This is a genomic window from Pseudomonas sp. FW507-12TSA (assembly GCF_058781435.1).
In genome coordinates, this window is sequence record NZ_JBYSWT010000003.1 from 30,621 (window position 1) to 46,236 (window position 15,616).

Sequence of the window (15,616 nt, forward strand, 5' to 3'; positions counted from 1 at the left end):
GGGTGCGGGGGCGCGCGGTGCTCTATCCGAACCAGAGCTCCGGGGTGCTGCTGGGTGCCTGCTGGGCCGATGGCCTGGTGGAGATCCCCGAAGGGCGGACCCTGCAGGCCGGGGATCTGGCGCGCTTCATTCCGTTCAGCGAGCTGTTCTAGATCTTCCAGTGCCGGGCGCTCTTGGCCAGGCGCTGGCGCATCTCGGCGAGGGTCGCCACCAACTGCCGAGTCAGCAGCCGGTAGCCGTCCGGCGCCGAGTGCGCCGGTGCTTCCAGGGCATTGCCCGGGCTGGCCTCCAGGGGTTTTTCCAAACGCTGGGTAATGCCTGATTGCAGGGCTCGGGCCATGCCCACCAGGTGCATGCGGATCTGCCGGTGCTCGGCCTTGAGGCCCAGTTGCATCTGCGCCATGGCCTGGCGGTCGCCAGCATCGGGGCGGGTATTGCCGAGGATCTCCAGGGTGCTGATGCACATCCGCAGGTTGCGCTGGATGGCGTCCAGCTCGGTCATGGAGATTCGCACTTCCTTGGACACCGAAGGCATCAGCGAGCGCAGTTGCAGCATGGCGCTGTTGACCCGCCCGAGCAGCCTCAGGTGCTCGTCGTCGGTTACCGACTGGCCCTTGATGATCCGTCCGTACAACTGCGCGCAGTCGCGCAGGGCGCCGGCCAGGTTGTAGCGCCAGGAGTACACCGCGTACAGCGGGATGGCGAAGGAAAACGCCAGGGCCAGGGCGATGCCGATCAGGATATCCACCGCCCGCCACAGGCCGTCGCTGACCTGGTTGTCGCCATGGCCGGCGACGATGAACACGGTGATCGCCGCCAGCAGCGCGGTGTAGCCGCCCTTGCCGATGGCGTGGTAGGAAAAATAACCGCAGACCGCCGACATGCCCAGGTAAGTCAGCCAGGGCTGGCCGAAGTACGCCTGCTGCACGATCAGCAACAGGCCGACCCCGGCGCCTACCAGGGTGCCGATGGCCCGTTCGGTGGCTTTCTTGCCGATATTGCCGTGGTGCTGCAGGCCGCCGATCACCACCAGCATGGTCACCGAGGCCCATTCGCCGTGGGGCAGGTTCAGGCCGGTGGTCAGGAGGATCGTGGCGATCAGCCCGAGGACCACCCGCACCGCGTGGATCAACCGGGCATGGCGATAGCGCCGGTACGGGTCGAGCACTGGCCGCAGCAGATGGCGCAGCCAGGAGGGCAGGCGTGTGCCCTGCAGGTGTTTGAACGGGCCCAGACCGGTTTCTCCTGTGGTGGGTGAAAGGCAGCGAGTGGGGGGAGCCTGCCAGGCAGGCCCCGGGCCTTGCTAGAAAATGTAGTCGGTGGTCAGGAAGCTGGAGTCACGGTTGCGGATGATGTCGCTGATCAGCTCCTTGTTGCGTGCCTGGAACTTGGTGGCCACCAGGGTGCGGATCGAGAAGGTGCGCAGCGCGTCATGGACCGACAGCGTGCCCTCGGCGGAGTTCTTGCGGCCGTTGAAGGGGAAGGTGTCCGGGCCGCGCTGGCATTGGGCGTTGATATTGATCCGCCCCACCTGGTTGGCGAAGGCGTCCACCAGCTTGCCGATCTGCGCCGGGTCGCTGCCGAACAGGCTCAGTTGCTGGCCGAAGTCCGACTCCAGCACGTAGTCGATCACCGTCTCCAGGTCGCGATAGGGCACGATGGGTACCACCGGGCCGAACTGCTCCTCGTGGTACACGCGCATCTGCGGGCTCACCGGGTACAGCACCGCCGGGTAGAAGAACGAGGCGCGGGACACGCCGCCATCGGGGTTCACCACCTGCGCGCCATGGGCCTGGGCATCGGCCACCAGGCCCTGCAGGTAGTCGACCTTGGTGTTCTCCGGCAGTGGGGTCAGGGCCACGCCGGGCTCCCAGGGCATGCCCGGCTTGAGGCTTTGCAGCTTGGCATTGAATTGCTCGATGAAGCGTTGCACCACCGCTTCGTGGACGAACAGGATCTTCAACGCGGTGCAGCGCTGGCCGTTGAACGACAAGGCGCCGGTCAGGGCTTCGCTGACGGCGTTGTCCAGGTCGGCATCGGGCAGCACGATCCCCGGGTTCTTCGCGTCCAGGCCCAGGGCCGCGCGCAGGCGGTGGGGACGTGGATGGAGTTTCTTCAGGTCGCTGGCGGCCTTGTTGGTGCCGATGAAGGCGAAGATGTCCACCTTGCCGCTGGCCATCAGGGCGCTGACGGTCTCGCGGCCGCTGCCGTAGATGACGTTGATCACCCCGGCCGGGAAGCTGTCGCGGAAAGCCTCCAGCAATGGGCGGATCAGCAGCACGCCGAGCTTGGCCGGCTTGAACACCACGGTGTTGCCCATGATCAGCGCCGGGATCAGGGTGGTGAAGGTCTCGTTGAGCGGGTAGTTGTAGGGCCCCATGCACAAGGCCACGCCCAGGGGCACGCGGCGGATCTGGCCGAGGGTGTCCTGCTCCAGTTCGAAGCGGCTGGAACGCCGGTCCAGCTCCTTGAGCGCGCCGATGGTGTCGACGATGTAGTCGCAGGTGCGGTCGAACTCTTTCTCCGAATCCTTGAGGTTCTTGCCGATCTCCCACATCAACAGCTTGACCACCGCCGTGCGCTGCTCGCGCATGCGCGCCAGGAAGGCTTCCACATGCTGGATGCGCTCGGCCACGCGCATCGTTGGCCAGGCGCCCTGGCCCCGGTCGTAGGCGCGCACGGCGGCGTCCAGGGCCTGCAGTGCGGTGTCGGCATCCAGCAACGGGGTACTGCCGAGGATCACCTGCTGGTCGCCGTCGGCGCCTGTGAGGTAGATCGGGCTGCGGACCTGGGCCAGGGGGCCGTTCCAGATACGCAGCTGGCCATCCACCAGGTAGTCGCGCTGCTCCACCGGGTCGGGCAGGCGATAGGCTTCGGGGATGTCGCTGGCGGCTGGAAACAGGTTGCTGAGGACTTTGGCTGTGGTCATGACTCTACCCCGTGTTGGAAATGGCTCTGGCGCGGATGACGGGCGATTCGTCGTTCCTGGGTTTATCAGGTCGTTGAAAAATTGCCTGCGTTGCCATCGCTGCGTTGAAAACAGTCTGGTGCGCCAGCCCGGTCAAAATGCTCATTCACCACGGGTAAACTGCGCTTTTTCGCTTGTTTTCGCCTTGCGCTGGCTGCCTCGCCTAGGTTTTTCAACGGTCTGTTATACGCCTGAACGGCCGGGTTCTTCAGCAGTTTCTGCGCTCGGCCGGCAGGCGGTCATGGTTCGAGATTAAACGTTTCAGCGAATGCCCGGCAACTGTTCTCGGCGGCCTGCGCCAAGCCTTGGCCTCAGGCTGTCCGAGCACAGGCCGGGCGCTCTGGCCGGCTGTCCGGCCAAGTCCCCTTGGCTGGCCGCCAATGCCCTCAACCCGGCGGCGCCGGTGCCTTAGTGTTGCCCTGTGAGGTGGGTCCCGTGGCCGGGATCGACCCTTTGCCCGGCTGCCCCGAGGACTGCCTATGCCTAGCGTCACCCTTGCGTTTTTTCCCCCGTTGCGGCGCTTGCTCGCCCCGGCCTGCCGCGGCGCCCTGGTACTGGCCCTGGGCTTGTCCCTGGGCGCTTGCGGCGATGCCGAGCCGCCGGCTTCCGGGCGCCTTGACGCGGCCCGCCAGAGCCCGGCCGACCCGGACCTGGCGCGGATCTACGACAGCAGTTGCAAGCTGTGCCATGCCAACCCGGCTTCCGGCGCGCCGCTGGCCGGCGATGCCAAGGCCTGGGCCCCGCGGCTGGCCCAGGGCGCCGATACCCTGCTGGACCACAGCATCAACGGTTACCAGGGCATGCCGCCCATGGGCCAGTGCATGCAGTGTTCCGAAGAGCAGTTCCTGGCGCTGATCAGCTTTATGTCCGGCCATTCATTCCAATAAAAATACAAGGTCACCTTCCATGGTCATGCACCTCTCTCGCCGTCGCCTGTTGCAAGGGGCCGGCGCCCTCGGCGCATTCACCGCGCTGTGCAGCAACCCGCTGATGGCCGAACTGGTCCGCGCCCCGCGGCTGATTCCCTGGCGCAACTGGTCCGGCGCGCAAAGCTGCCTGCCCGAGGCACGCCTGGCGCCCAAGGACCTGGACGAGCTGGTCCAGTTGATCCGCAAGGCTCCGGGCAAGATCCGCCCGGTGGGTTCCGGACACTCCTTCAGCGCCCTGGTGCCTACCGACGGCACCTTGTTGTCCCTGGCCTATTTCAACGGCCTGCTGGAGCACGACCCCAAGACCCTGCAGGCGGAGTTCGCCGGCGGTACGCCGATGTCGCTCATGGGACCGGCGCTCAAGGAGGTGGGGCAGGCCCTGTGGAACATGGCCGATATCGACTACCAGACCCTGGCCGGGGCGATTGCCACATCGACCCATGGCACCGGGGTCGGCTTCGGTTCCTATTCGAGCCAGGTCTGCGGGTTGCAACTGGTGACCGCCGCCGGCCAGGTGCTGGACTGCGACCGCCAGCGTAACGCCGAGGTGTTCCATGCCGCGCGGGCGTCCCTGGGGGCGCTGGGGGTGACGACCCGGGTGCGCTTGCAGAACCGCGAGGCCTATCGCCTGCGGGAGAAGCAGTGGATCGCCAAGACCGACGAACTGCTGGAGGACATGGACCACCTGACCCGCAGCAACCAGCACTGGGAAATGCTCGTGGTCACCCATTCCGACTACGCCCTGGCGGTGGCGCTGAACGAAACCACGGATCCGGCCACCCCGCCTCGCGATCCGACCGAGGAGGGCGGCAACGAGTTCGTCAGCCTGATCGAGAACCTGGACAAGTACGTCAGCGATTTTCCCGACACCCGGCGCCACCTGCTCAACAGCCTGCGCTGGCTGGCGAGCTTCGACGAACGGGTGGGCGATTCCTACCAGGTCTACGCCAACGTGCGCAGCGTGCGCTTCAACGAGATGGAGTACTCGGTGCCGGCGCACCTGGGGCCGGCCTGCCTGCGCGAGATCCTCGCGCTGATCCATGACAAGGACCTGCGCACCTGGTTTCCCATCGAGTACCGCTACGTCAAGGCCGACGACATTCCCCTGAGCATGTTCGAGGGGCGCGACAGTTGCTCGATCTCGGTGCACCAGCACTACAGCATGGACCACCACAACTTCTTCGCCGCGGTGGAGCCGATCTTCTGGAAATACCAGGGGCGCCCACACTGGGGCAAGCACCACAGCCTCAACGCCCGCAACCTCCAGGCGCTGTACCCGCAATGGCAGGCTTTCGCCAAGGTACGCCAGGAGCTGGACCCACGCGGCACATTCATCAACGCCCACCTGGCCTCGGTGCTGGGGGTGGCATGAAGCGGAGATCAGCACCATGAACCGTCGTCGTTTCATGGCCGGCACCCTGGGTGCCGGCGTCTTGTTGGCGGGTGTCGGCGCCTGGCTGCGGCCGGGCGAGCGGGGCGCGCCCTACGATGCCTACTTCGCCGGGCTCAATCGCGAGCTCAAGGCCAACGGGCCGATGCAGCCGGTGATGCTGATCGACCTCGATCGCCTGGACCACAACATCGACGTGGTCATGCAATCGGTGCAGCGCGGCGGCAAGCAACTGCGCCTGGTGGAGAAATCACTGCCGTCGCCCGGGCTGCTGGCCTATATCGCCCAGCGTGCCGGGACCCGGCGCTTGATGTCGTTCCACCAGCCGTTCCTCAACCACGATGCCCAGGTCTTCGCCGACGCCGACATCCTCCTGGGCAAGCCGTTGCCGGTGCGCGCCGTCGAATTGTTCTACCAGCAGCATCGGGGCCCGTTCGATCCGGCCCGGCAACTGCAATGGCTGCTGGACACTCCCGAGCGCCTGCAGCAATACCTGGCGCTGGCCCAAGGCCTGGGCACCAGGATGCGCATCAATATCGAACTGGATGTGGGGCTGCACCGTGGCGGGGTGGCGGACAACGCGGCCCTGGGGCGGATGCTGGCGCTGATCGCCGCTCACCCGCAGCACCTGGAGTTCGCCGGGTTCATGGGGTACGACCCGTTCGTCGACATGGGCGTGCCGGGGATTCTCGGCTCGCCGCAAAGCCTGTTCGCCAAGGTCATGGCGATCTACGCAGGCTTCGTCGATTTCACCCGCCAGCAGTACCCGGCGCTATGGCACGCGAGCCTGACCCTGAACACTGCCGGTAGCCCCAGCTATCGGCGGCACGAGCAGGAATCCCTGAGCACCGAGGTCTCGGTGGGCACGGCGATGCTCAAGCCCAGCCACTACGACCTGCCATCCCTGGAACAGCACCAGCCGGCGGCGTTCATCGCCACCCCGGTGCTCAAGAGCACCGGGCCGGTGCGGATCCCGGCCCTGGATGACAAGTCACGGCTGTTGTCCTGGTGGGACAGTAACCAGCGCGAGACCTTCTTCATCTACGGCGGGCACTGGCTGGCGGATTTCGAATCGCCGGCGGGGTTGCAGAGCAACGGCCTGTTCGGTCGCAGCTCCAACCAGGAAATGGTCAATGGTTCAAGCTCCGTGGGCCTGGCGGTGGACGACCATATCTTCCTGCGCCCGCAACAGAGCGAAGCGGTGCTGCTGCAGTTCGGCGACCTGCTGGCCCTGCGCGGCGGGCGCATCGTCGAGCGCTGGCCGGTCTACGCCTGACCCCCATGGCGCGGCTACACGAAATCCTGTAGCCGCTGTCGGGCCCTGGCGAGGCTGCGCCAAGGTCCGCAGGACCTTCAGCGATGCCAAGACCGCAGCGGCCTTGCAGGCCATGCGCAGCCTGCGGCGGCTGCACGAAACCGGCAGCCGCCGCGCGGGCTCACAGGGCGAAAGGAATGGTCAGCTTGGCCCACAGCATGTCGCCCTCGGGGCGGTTCTGCACGTCGAACTCCTTGGCCCAGCGGATCTCGGCGCTGGCGTACTTGAGAAACCGCAGGTGCAGCGCCGGGCCGATGGCGAATACCTGGCCGCGCACGCCGTCGCTGACGTCCTCGCCCATGAAGGTCACGGTCTTGCCGAACTGCTTGTCGTCGGTGGTCTGCTTCAAGTAGTAGCCGTTGAGCCCCAGGCTCAGGTCGTCGGTCACCCGGTAGCTGGCCGAGTAGTCGAAGTGGAAGATCTGCCCGGAGCGGTAGTGGGTGGCGTGGTTCTCCTTGTTGAAGCTGTAGGTGCTCTTGAGCGACAGCTCGGTGCGCTCGGAGGGCAACCAGGTCATGGAGAACAGCGGTTTGTAGGTGGTGAAGTTGTTGCTGGTGTTGGCCATCCGCTCCTTGTCGTATTCCCCCGTGGGCAGGGTCACCTCCACGGCCGCGGCCAGGGTCAGGTCGGGGCCCATGTCCCAGAGGATGATCGGCGCCAGGGTGGTGTCGCCCATGCTCTCGCGGCGGTCGCTCTGGCCGAACATCGCCACTTGCTGGCGCAGGTAGGGCTGGGCCGCGTAGCCGCCCAGGCGCCCGCCGAAGATGCGTATCGGGCTGAGGTAGTCCAGGCGCGGGATGATCGCGTCGGAGGTGATCTTGACCCCCGGGACCTTGCCGCCCATGGAACTGATGTCGAGCTTCTTCGCCTGGTAGTGGTTGTAGTAGAGGTTGAAGGAGAACATGTGGTCCGGAAGCTGGTCGGACCCTAGCGGCAGGACGTAGAAACCGTCGGTGCCGGGACCTATGTTGTCGACGCCGGACTCGGTGGCCTGGGCGCTCACGCAGCAAGTGGCCAGGACCAGGGCCAGGCCTGGGCGCAGGGGAAAACTGGGACGGGTCGGGTGCATGGTTGGGCTCATTCTTATTGTTAGTAGGAGGGCTGCGGCGGGGGGCACCGGCCGCCCGATAGAAATAAGCCCTGGCCGGTCCGTGGGGCAGGGTATTGGCGGCCACTCAGGGGGACTTTGTCGGACACTTTGCAATGCCTTGTTACATTCCTCCGCCAAAGCCTGTGGGAAGGGATATGCTTGGCCAGGCCGGTGCAGCCTTGGCAGCGGTGTTGTCCCGACAAAATAAGAACAGCCGTCCAAGCGGCCCGGAATCGCCTTCATGAACAAAGCCGTCGATCCCCATGACCAGCTGGCACTGGTTTCACCCTTTCTGTTGCAGACCCTGGCCGATGTCGCCAACGACAAGGGCATCAGCGCCGAGCGCCTGTGCCGTGGGTTGGGCTTCACCCTGGACGACCTGCAGGACCCGACCCTGCGCATCTCCTACCGCCAGGCGGTGGCGATGATCGAGCGGGCCCTGGACGCGTTGCCCCAGCAAGGGCTGGGGTTGTGGGTCGGCAGCCGCAACGTGCTGGGCACCCTGGGCCTGCTGGGCCATGCCCTGTCCCTGTGCCGGACCCTGGGCGATGCCTTCGAACTGGGCATCCGCCACCAGCACACCTCGGGCACCATCGTCAGTGCCGATATCGGGCGCCAGGGCGAGGAGTTCTTCGTCGAGCTGCAATGCCGGTTGCCCTACGGCGAGGTGCAGATCTTCGCCGCCGAGGAGTTCTTCGCCAGCTTGCTGATCTATGGCCGGGCGCTGTTGAGCGCCGACTTCCAGGCGCTGCGGGTGGAGTTCATGCATGCCGCGCCGGCCTATGCCAGGCTCTACACCCAGTTGCTGGGACCGAACGTGCACTTCGGTTGCCTGCACGCGCGCATGGTGATCGAGGCCCGCTGGTTGCAGGCGCCGCTGCCCAATCACCATCCGGTGGCGCTGCGCCAGGCCCTCAAGCTGCTGGAGCTGGAAAGCGCCCAGGTGCACCAGAAGATGGACCTGATCCAGGCGGTGGAGCGGGCCTTGTCCCGGGATTTGCGTTCCGGCAGCCATATCGAGCAGGTGGCGGGGGACCTGAACATGAGCGGGCGCACCTTGCGTCGGCGCCTGACCGAACACGGCCTGACCTTCGAGACCCTGCTGGAGCGGGTGCGCCAGGCGCGGACCCTGAACCTGCTGGGCAACCCCGAGTTGACCATCGAGCGCATCACCGAAGAGGTGGGCTACAGCGACGTGCGCAGCTTCCGCCGGGCCTTCAAGCGCTGGACCGGCCTGAGCCCCAGCGCCTTTCGCGAAGAAGCGGCGCTGCATTGAGCGGGTCTGGCGTTTCTACGACCACTGCGCGCCCGTACGCAGCCTGCGGCAGCGGCTACGCGAATCCGGTGTAGCCGCTGTCGAGCCAGGGCGAGGCTGCGTCAAGGGCCGCAGGCCCTCCAGCAATCGTAAGATGCAGGTGATCCTGCGGGTCGCGCACGGCCTGCGGCGGCGGTAAACTCCGCGCTTTCATTCAGGAGTTCCCATGAGTTACTACCAGTCCGGCATCCTCGCTGCCCCCGTTCCGTCCCAGGCCCGCCACCTGTTTTTCGCCCTCGAGTCCATCGCGGCGTTGCCCCAGGCGCTCGACCAATTGCTGGCGCGGATCGATGGCGCCAGCGCCGTGGCCGGGTTCGGTGCCTCGCTGGTCAAGGCCCTGGGGGCTCGTGTGCAAGGACTGAAGGCCTTCCCCGGACTGACCGGGGTCGGCGTCGATAACCCTTCGACCCAGCACGCCCTGTGGGTCTGGTTGCATGGCGACGAGCGGGGCGAGCTGATGCACCGCAGCAATGAACTGGAGGCCGCGCTGGCCCCGGCCTTTCGCCTGGTGCAGATGAACGAGGCCTTCCGCCACAAGACCGGCCATGACCTGACCGGCTACGAAGACGGCACCGAGAACCCCCAGGACGAGGCAGCAGCCACGGCGGCCCTGGCCGTTGGCGAGGCCGGGCTGCGTGGAGGCAGCTTCGCCGCGATCCAGCAGTGGCAGCATGATTTCAAGGGGTTTGCCGCGATGCAGCCTGAAGAGCGTGACAACATCATGGGCCGGCGCCTGAACGACAACGAGGAACTGGACGACGCTCCGGTCTCGGCCCACGTCAAGCGCACGGCCCAGGAAAGCTTCGCCCCTGAAGCCTTCCTCGTCCGGCGTTCGATGCCGTGGCTGGAAGGTGACAAGGGTGGCCTGATGTTCCTCGCCTTCGGCCACTCCTTCAGTGCCTTCGAAGCCCAGCTGCGGCGCATGAGCGGCCTGGAAGACGGCATCACCGATGGCCTGTACCGCATGAGCCGGCCGATCACCGGTGGCTACTACTGGTGCCCGCCGTTGCTGGACGGCAAGCTCGACCTGCGCGCCCTGCAAGCGGCCTGACTGGCTGGATCATCGCCACCCGCTCGGGTGGCGATTGGGTTGCGGGGAGCCTGGCCAGCGCAAGCTTCATTCGCTCTGCAGGTGCGATTGAGCGTCCATGGCATCATGCAGCAACCTGATCACCTCGATCAGGTCGTTATCGATTACCCGGTAGAACAGGATGTGGCGTGGTCGTTTGACCAGGCTGGATTGTCCCTGGCTGCGTCGTCGGGAATGGAGCAGGTGGTAGCTGCGTAATCCGCGCGCCAGTTCGTTGCGTTCATGACTGCCCAAGCGCAGGGGGGGCGGCGGCGAGGTCTTGTAGCGCTCCGAGGAGCAAGTCCTGGTAGCGGATTCGGGCCTGTTCGCCAAAGTGTTTCTGGGAAAACCTCAGGGCATCGACGATATCGCTTCGGGCTGTGTCGGCGATCCGATACCTGGCCACCTCAATGTTTCTCTTGTTCCGTGGCGGCGGCCTCCAGCCCCACTTCAGCAAGGTAATGCTGCAACTGGCCTTCGTGAATTTCCGTGAATCGTCCATGTTCCAGGTCGGTCATGCCGGCCGTGGTTGCGTGCCGCAGCGCTTCGATTTTTGCCGCATCCTCGGCCAGGCGTTGTTGCAGCAGGCGCAAGCCTTCACGCAGCACTTCGCTGGCGTTCTGGTAGTGGCCGGTCTTGACCAGGTTGTTGATGAGTTGTTCCTGCTGCGCAGTAAGGACAACGTTACGAGTCGGCATGGCCTGTTCCCGCTCAGAGTGGTGATCGAAGTGATTGGCATATTATGCCAATCGATTGCCGGCTTCATCCTCTGGAGCGTCTCGGTGACAGGTGGCCACCATGGCGTGGCGGTCTAGGCTAGCGCCGATTGCCGGCCAGCGGCAGGATGGCCAGGAACGACAGTGCGCAGATCGCCATGGAGGCCAGCAGTAGCAGGCCAAAGTCCAGGGTGTCGCCCAGCAGCCAGGCGGCGAGGGACGGGCCCACGGCCAGGCCGCCACAAATGGCCAGGTTGGCCAGCACCACCAGCTTGCCGCCCTGGCGGTCGTAGTCGCTGATCGCCGAGAGCAGGAAGGGCAGGGCGAAGGTCCAGGCGAACTTGAAGGCGCAGGCCGCCAGCAGGTAGCGCCAGGTGGAGATCTCGCCGAGCAGGCCGCACAAGCCCGCGGTCATGGCCAGGTAACCGAGGGCCAGCAGCCAGGCACGCCGGCCCCGGGCTCCGATCCAGCTGGCCATGGCCGCGCCCGCCACGCCCATCAATGAAGCCGTCGCCAGGGCGCTGGCACTGTCGCCGGTGCTGATGCCGCGCAGGCGTGCCAGTTCGCCGGCGAAGGTCCAGATGCCGCTGAGGCTCAAGTAGAAAAGAAAGATCGCCAGCATGCCCAGGCAGACCTTGAGCCGCATCGCCTGGGCCTGGCGTGGCGGCAGCGGGCGGCTATCGTCGTGACTCCCGGTGGGCAGGGAAAGCACCAGCGGCAGGATCAAGGCGGTGAACAGCGCGATCAGCAGGAAGAAGCTGGAAACGCCCCAGTGCTCGAATAGCCATGGCATGAACTGCAGGCACAGCGCCGCCAGTACCAGCTGGCCGGTGACCCACAGGCCGAACGCGCGGGTGGCGTTGGGCAAGGTTCCGGCGGTGCCCAGGCACACCAGCACCAGCGCGGCTTCGCTGAAGGCCGTGAGAAAACGCAGGGCGGCCAGGAGACCGAAGCCGGGGCTCGGCTCGCTCATCAGCCAGGCGCTGAACAGGTTGCCCAACAGGAACAGGCTGCCGGCCAGGCCGGCGATCCAGCGCCAGTCGTAGCGGCGCATCCACAGGTAGGTCGGCAGGGTGGAGATGGCCATGGCGCCCAACTCCAGGCTGAACAGCCAGCCGACCTGGCGGTTATCCATGCCCAGTTCGACGATGTAGCGGCTGACCAGGGCCGGTGCCGTCAGCAGCACCAGCGGCCCGATGGCGGAGAACAGGATCACCGCCAGCAGGCGCAGGCTGTAGCGGCTTTGCGCCATGTCGAGGGCTGGAGCGGATGGCACGCTCATGAGTAGCGCTCCGGCTGCTCCAGCAGCGGTGAATGCAGGCTGGCCTTGAGCTGGGCGATCCACTGCCGCTGGTGTTCGGCCAGTTCCTGGCCCGGCAGGGCGCGCATGGCGCTCAGGTGGGGATCGGCGATGCCGCTTTGCAGGCCGCTGAGGGTCTCGATCACCGCCAGGCCGAAGTACGGCACCGAGTTGGCCTCGTAGCCGCCTTCGTGGCACAGCACCAGGCGCCCATCGCACAGGCGCTGGGCGGCGAGCATCAGCCGGGCCGTCAGTTTGCGGTAGGCCTCGCTGTGCAGCAGCATGCGGCCCAACGGGTCGTGGGCCCCGGCATCGAACCCGCAGGGCACCAGGATCAGTTGCGGACGGTGGGCGGCCAGGGCCGGCAGCACTATTTCGTCGAAGGCATGCAGGTAGGCGCCTTCCCCTGAGCCCGGGGGGAGCGGGATATTGATATTGAAACCAAGGCCCGCCCCTGCCCCTTGTTCCTCGACCTTGCCCGAATCCTGCGGATAGTTGCCGTCCTGGTGCAGGGAGAGGGTCAGCACCCGCGGATCGTCCCAGAAAATACTTTGGGTGCCATTGCCGTGGTGCACGTCCCAATCCACCACCGCGATCCGTTCCAGGCCATGCACCGCCAGGGCTTCATGGGCGGCGAGCGCGGCATTGGCCAGCAGGCAGAAGCCGCGTCCACGGTCGGCTTCGGCATGGTGTCCAGGTGGGCGAACCAATGCGTAGGCATTGCGCGCATCGCCGCGCAGCACCTGCTTGACGGCGTCGATCACCCCGCCGGCGGCGAGCCTGGCGATCTCGAAGCTGCCGCTGCCGAACGGAGTATTGTCGCCAGCGTCGCCACCTTGCCGGTCGCTGAGGCCTTGCAGGTATTGCAGGTAGTCGGCGCCATGCACGCGCAGCAGTTGTTCGTCGGTAGCGGGCCTGGGCTTGATCGGCAGCAGTTGTTCGGTGATGCCGCTGATATCCAGCAGGTTCTTCAGCCGTCGCTTGCTTTGCGGGTTCTCGAAGTGCAGGCCGGGCTGGATCTGCAGGCCGGGGGCGAACAGGCCGGCATGGTTGCCGGTGGAATGCCACATGTAGAGCTCGTGCCAGACAAGTGCCGTTTGCATGGAGTCATTGCCTCTCTGGCGCACGGGAGTACGCCGGTTCTCGGGATGTTGTCGGGGAGGGTGCGAGCCGAGGTTAGAAAGGCTGGGGCAATCGATAAATACACCCGAGGAGGTAGGGGCGGCAGGCGATCCTTGGCCGAGCCCCGGGGCAAGTGTTCCCTTCGGAAACAGCCTTGGCCGGGGCGAGCGTCACGCCAGGGCAGGTGGGCGTGAGGCTTGCTTGAGGAACAGGTCGCACAGCTGCATCTGCGAGGACACCGCAAGGCGCGCGTAGATATTGCGCCGATGCACCTTGACCGTACCGGGGCTGATGCCCAGGTGCCGGGCGATGAGCTTGCCGGGGTTGCCTTGCAACATCAGGCGCACCACTTGCCGCTCCCGTGGGGTCAAGAGCTCCCCGGCAAAAGTCGCCAGTGCCTGCTCCAGGGGGCTGGTGGCGCTTGGCGGTGCGCGATGCTGGTCGCTGTAGCTGCGCAGCAGGTGCTGGAGGATCGGGTAGATGTTGTGCAGTGCTTGCAACTCCTGGGTGCTGGCCAGGCAGCGCGAACGCCTGCCGATGGACATGACCAGGGTGGTCTGGGCATCGACGGGCACCAGCACGCCGATTTCATCGGCCAGGTCCAGCTCCTGGTAGTAGTGCCGGTAGTAATCGGTGTCGCGCAGCTGGCAGGTGCGCTGGTTGATGCGCAGGATGCCGCTGGTGCGGCCATCGATGATGGAGCAGGACACCGGGTCCAGGCGGTAGATGTCGTCCAGGTAACGCGCGATGTAGCGTTCGTGGTGCTGGGCGGGATAGTCCTCGTAGAGGATCTGCGGACGGCAGCCTGCGCGATAGGACTTGATGACCACGTTGTCGTGGGCCAGCAAGGACTGCAGGGAGTACGACAGCAAGTCCGGGAACCCCGGGTGGGCGCTGTTCTCCAGCAACCTGGCGAGCATCTGGTGCCAGTCGGCCATTTCCCACTTCGCCAGCGCCTTGGTCAGTTGCATGGGTATCCCCCCGTTCGCGTGTTCTGGGTCGCTGTCGGTATTGGCAGCAAATGCAGTGCCATCTTGTGCTTGGCCAGGATTCGCGCAGTGCCCTGTTTGCCAAGGCCTGCCGCTGCTTGCCCGGCGCTCGATCGGACGAGTGGCGTACAGAGATTTCGTACGATTCTTGTCAGAAAATTCCGATAGGAGTACAAATGTACTCCATGACGACTTTATCTCCCCGGCGCAGTGCCATCCTGACCTTTATCCGCGAACGCATCGCCGATCGCGGCCAGCCGCCGAGCCTTGCCGAGATCGCCGAGGCCTTCGGTTTCGCCTCGCGCAGCGTGGCGCGCAAGCATGTACTGGCCTTGACCGAGGCCGGTTTCATCGAGGTCAACCCGCATCAGGCGCGGGGTATCCGCCTACTCAACCAGGCACCACGCCCCGAGCTGCTGGAGATCCCGGTGCTGGGCCGGGTCGCCGCCGGTGCGCCGATCGGCGTCGATGCCGAGATCCACGGCCAGTTGCTGCTGGACCCGGGGCTGTTTTCACGCACGCCCGACTACCTGTTGCGGGTCCAGGGCGACTCGATGATCGACGACGGCATTTTCGACGGCGACCTGGTGGCGGTACGTCGCAGCGCCGAGGCACGCAATGGCCAGACGGTGGTCGCCCGGCTCGATGGCGAGGTGACCATCAAGCGCTTCGAGCGCAAGGGCCAGGGCATTCGCCTGCTGCCACGCAACCCGGCCTACCAGCCGATCGAGGTCACGGCCGACCACGAGCTGTTCATCGAAGGCGTGTTCTGTGGCCTGGTGAGGCAGGGCTGATGGGCGCCGTGGTCGCACTGGACTCGCTGTTCAATGCCGGGCGGGTCTGGAAGGGCCGCCCGGCGGCCGTGCCCGCCAGTGTGCATGCCACCGGCCACGCTGCCCTGGATGCGGTGTTGCCCAGTGGCGGCTGGCCGGAAGCGGCGCTGACGGAAATCCTCGTCGCCGCCCAGGGCCTGGGCGAATTGCAATTGCTCTGGCCCAGCCTGGCACGGCTGGCGGCGGCGGGGGAGCGCATCGTCCTGGTGGCGCCGCCGTTCGTGCCTTTTCCCCTGGCCTGGCAGAACGCCGGGGTGGATCTGCGGCAGTTGTCGATCATCCAGGCCGCAGAGCGCGATGCCTTGTGGGCCGCCGAACAGTGCCTGCGCTCGGGCAGTTGCGGCGCGGTGTTGTGCTGGCCGCAACAGGCCGACGACCGCGCCCTGCGGCGTTTGCAGGTGGCGGCCGAAAGCGGCCAGACCCTGGCCTTCGCCTACCGTCCCCTGGAGGCCGCGCACAATCCGTCGCCAGCGGCCCTGCGCCTGACCTTGCAGGGCCATCCTGCGCAGTTGCGGATTCTCAAGTGCCGGGGGGGCCTGGCCCATCCACAACCGATTGCCCTGCAGGCCGGGCACTGAGG

14 protein-coding genes and 2 pseudogenes are annotated in these 15,616 nt (G+C 66.1%); 8 read left to right on the top strand and 8 right to left on the bottom strand.

From position 1 onward, the window contains the following. Positions 1-152 (top strand): annotated as a pseudogene (locus AC3WK8_RS03850) (molybdopterin molybdenumtransferase MoeA); the annotation flags it as partial. On the opposite strand, the gene AC3WK8_RS03855 reads toward AC3WK8_RS03850, so the two are convergent. Together AC3WK8_RS03855 and AC3WK8_RS03860 are read right to left on the bottom strand one after the other, a co-directional pair. Next, the gene (locus AC3WK8_RS03855) at positions 149-1,189 is read right to left on the bottom strand and encodes an FUSC family protein (RefSeq protein WP_085597884.1); all 1,041 of its coding nucleotides are present in this window, start codon (positions 1,187-1,189) and stop codon (positions 149-151) included. The pseudogene AC3WK8_RS03850 and the gene AC3WK8_RS03855 overlap by 4 nt on opposite strands. Before the next feature lie 114 nt (positions 1,190-1,303). Further along, positions 1,304-2,929, bottom strand: coding sequence for an NADP-dependent glyceraldehyde-3-phosphate dehydrogenase (locus tag AC3WK8_RS03860; protein WP_085597885.1), 1,626 nt, complete (start codon positions 2,927-2,929; stop codon positions 1,304-1,306). A 518-nt stretch (positions 2,930-3,447) separates the two neighbouring features. Between AC3WK8_RS03860 and AC3WK8_RS03865 the strand changes: the two genes are divergently transcribed. From AC3WK8_RS03865 to AC3WK8_RS03875, 3 genes are all read left to right on the top strand, one after another. Continuing rightward, positions 3,448-3,855, top strand: a complete 408-nt coding sequence (locus AC3WK8_RS03865) for a c-type cytochrome (RefSeq protein WP_103324451.1) — start codon at positions 3,448-3,450, stop codon at positions 3,853-3,855. A 103-nt stretch (positions 3,856-3,958) separates the two neighbouring features. Beyond that, positions 3,959-5,269 carry a D-arabinono-1,4-lactone oxidase gene (locus AC3WK8_RS03870; RefSeq protein ID WP_404942575.1) on the top strand — a complete coding sequence of 437 codons (1,311 nt, stop codon included), beginning with the start codon at positions 3,959-3,961 and terminating at the stop codon, positions 5,267-5,269. A gap of 85 nt (positions 5,270-5,354) precedes the next feature. Further along, positions 5,355-6,563, top strand: coding sequence for a DSD1 family PLP-dependent enzyme (locus tag AC3WK8_RS03875; RefSeq protein ID WP_178088006.1), 1,209 nt, complete (start codon positions 5,355-5,357; stop codon positions 6,561-6,563). A 160-nt stretch (positions 6,564-6,723) separates the two neighbouring features. On the opposite strand, the gene AC3WK8_RS03880 is transcribed toward AC3WK8_RS03875, so the two are convergent. Then, positions 6,724-7,671, bottom strand: a complete 948-nt coding sequence (locus AC3WK8_RS03880) for a SphA family protein (protein ID WP_103324454.1) — start codon at positions 7,669-7,671, stop codon at positions 6,724-6,726. Positions 7,672-7,933: 262 nt separating this feature from the next. On the opposite strand from AC3WK8_RS03880, the gene AC3WK8_RS03885 reads away from it, so the two are divergent. After that, positions 7,934-8,968, top strand: a complete 1,035-nt coding sequence (locus AC3WK8_RS03885) for an AraC family transcriptional regulator (RefSeq protein ID WP_103324455.1) — start codon at positions 7,934-7,936, stop codon at positions 8,966-8,968. Between the two features lie 205 nt (positions 8,969-9,173). Next, positions 9,174-10,058, top strand: coding sequence for a Dyp-type peroxidase (locus AC3WK8_RS03890; RefSeq protein WP_085597891.1), 885 nt, complete (start codon positions 9,174-9,176; stop codon positions 10,056-10,058). A gap of 66 nt (positions 10,059-10,124) precedes the next feature. On the opposite strand, the pseudogene AC3WK8_RS03895 reads toward AC3WK8_RS03890, so the two are convergent. The 5 genes and pseudogenes from AC3WK8_RS03895 to AC3WK8_RS03915 all read right to left on the bottom strand — a co-directional run bounded on the left by AC3WK8_RS03895 (position 10,125) and on the right by AC3WK8_RS03915 (position 14,185). Then, positions 10,125-10,482 (bottom strand): annotated as a pseudogene (locus AC3WK8_RS03895) (type II toxin-antitoxin system RelE/ParE family toxin). 1 nt (position 10,483) lies between these two features. Beyond that, entirely contained in the window at positions 10,484-10,774 is a 291-nt protein-coding gene (locus tag AC3WK8_RS03900) for a type II toxin-antitoxin system ParD family antitoxin (protein ID WP_085597893.1), read from the bottom strand. A 118-nt stretch (positions 10,775-10,892) separates the two neighbouring features. Next, positions 10,893-12,074, bottom strand: a complete 1,182-nt coding sequence (locus AC3WK8_RS03905; RefSeq protein WP_103324456.1) for an MFS transporter — start codon at positions 12,072-12,074, stop codon at positions 10,893-10,895. Continuing rightward, on the bottom strand, positions 12,071-13,195 hold the full coding sequence (locus tag AC3WK8_RS03910; RefSeq protein ID WP_207244995.1) for a class II histone deacetylase: 1,125 nt from the start codon (positions 13,193-13,195) through the stop codon (positions 12,071-12,073). The genes AC3WK8_RS03905 and AC3WK8_RS03910 overlap by 4 nt, the downstream gene beginning before the upstream one ends. Positions 13,196-13,384: 189 nt before the next feature. Next, on the bottom strand, positions 13,385-14,185 hold the full coding sequence (locus AC3WK8_RS03915; protein ID WP_103324458.1) for a LuxR family transcriptional regulator: 801 nt from the start codon (positions 14,183-14,185) through the stop codon (positions 13,385-13,387). A 194-nt stretch (positions 14,186-14,379) separates the two neighbouring features. On the opposite strand from AC3WK8_RS03915, the gene lexA reads away from it, so the two are divergent. Together lexA and imuA are read left to right on the top strand one after the other, a co-directional pair. Beyond that, on the top strand, positions 14,380-14,997 hold the full coding sequence (gene lexA, locus AC3WK8_RS03920; protein WP_085597897.1) for a transcriptional repressor LexA: 618 nt from the start codon (positions 14,380-14,382) through the stop codon (positions 14,995-14,997). Continuing rightward, a complete protein-coding gene (gene imuA / locus AC3WK8_RS03925) occupies positions 14,997-15,614 on the top strand; it encodes a translesion DNA synthesis-associated protein ImuA (RefSeq protein ID WP_022639437.1) in 618 nt (205 codons plus the stop codon). The genes lexA and imuA overlap by 1 nt, the downstream gene beginning before the upstream one ends. Positions 15,615-15,616: the final 2 nt, after the last annotated feature.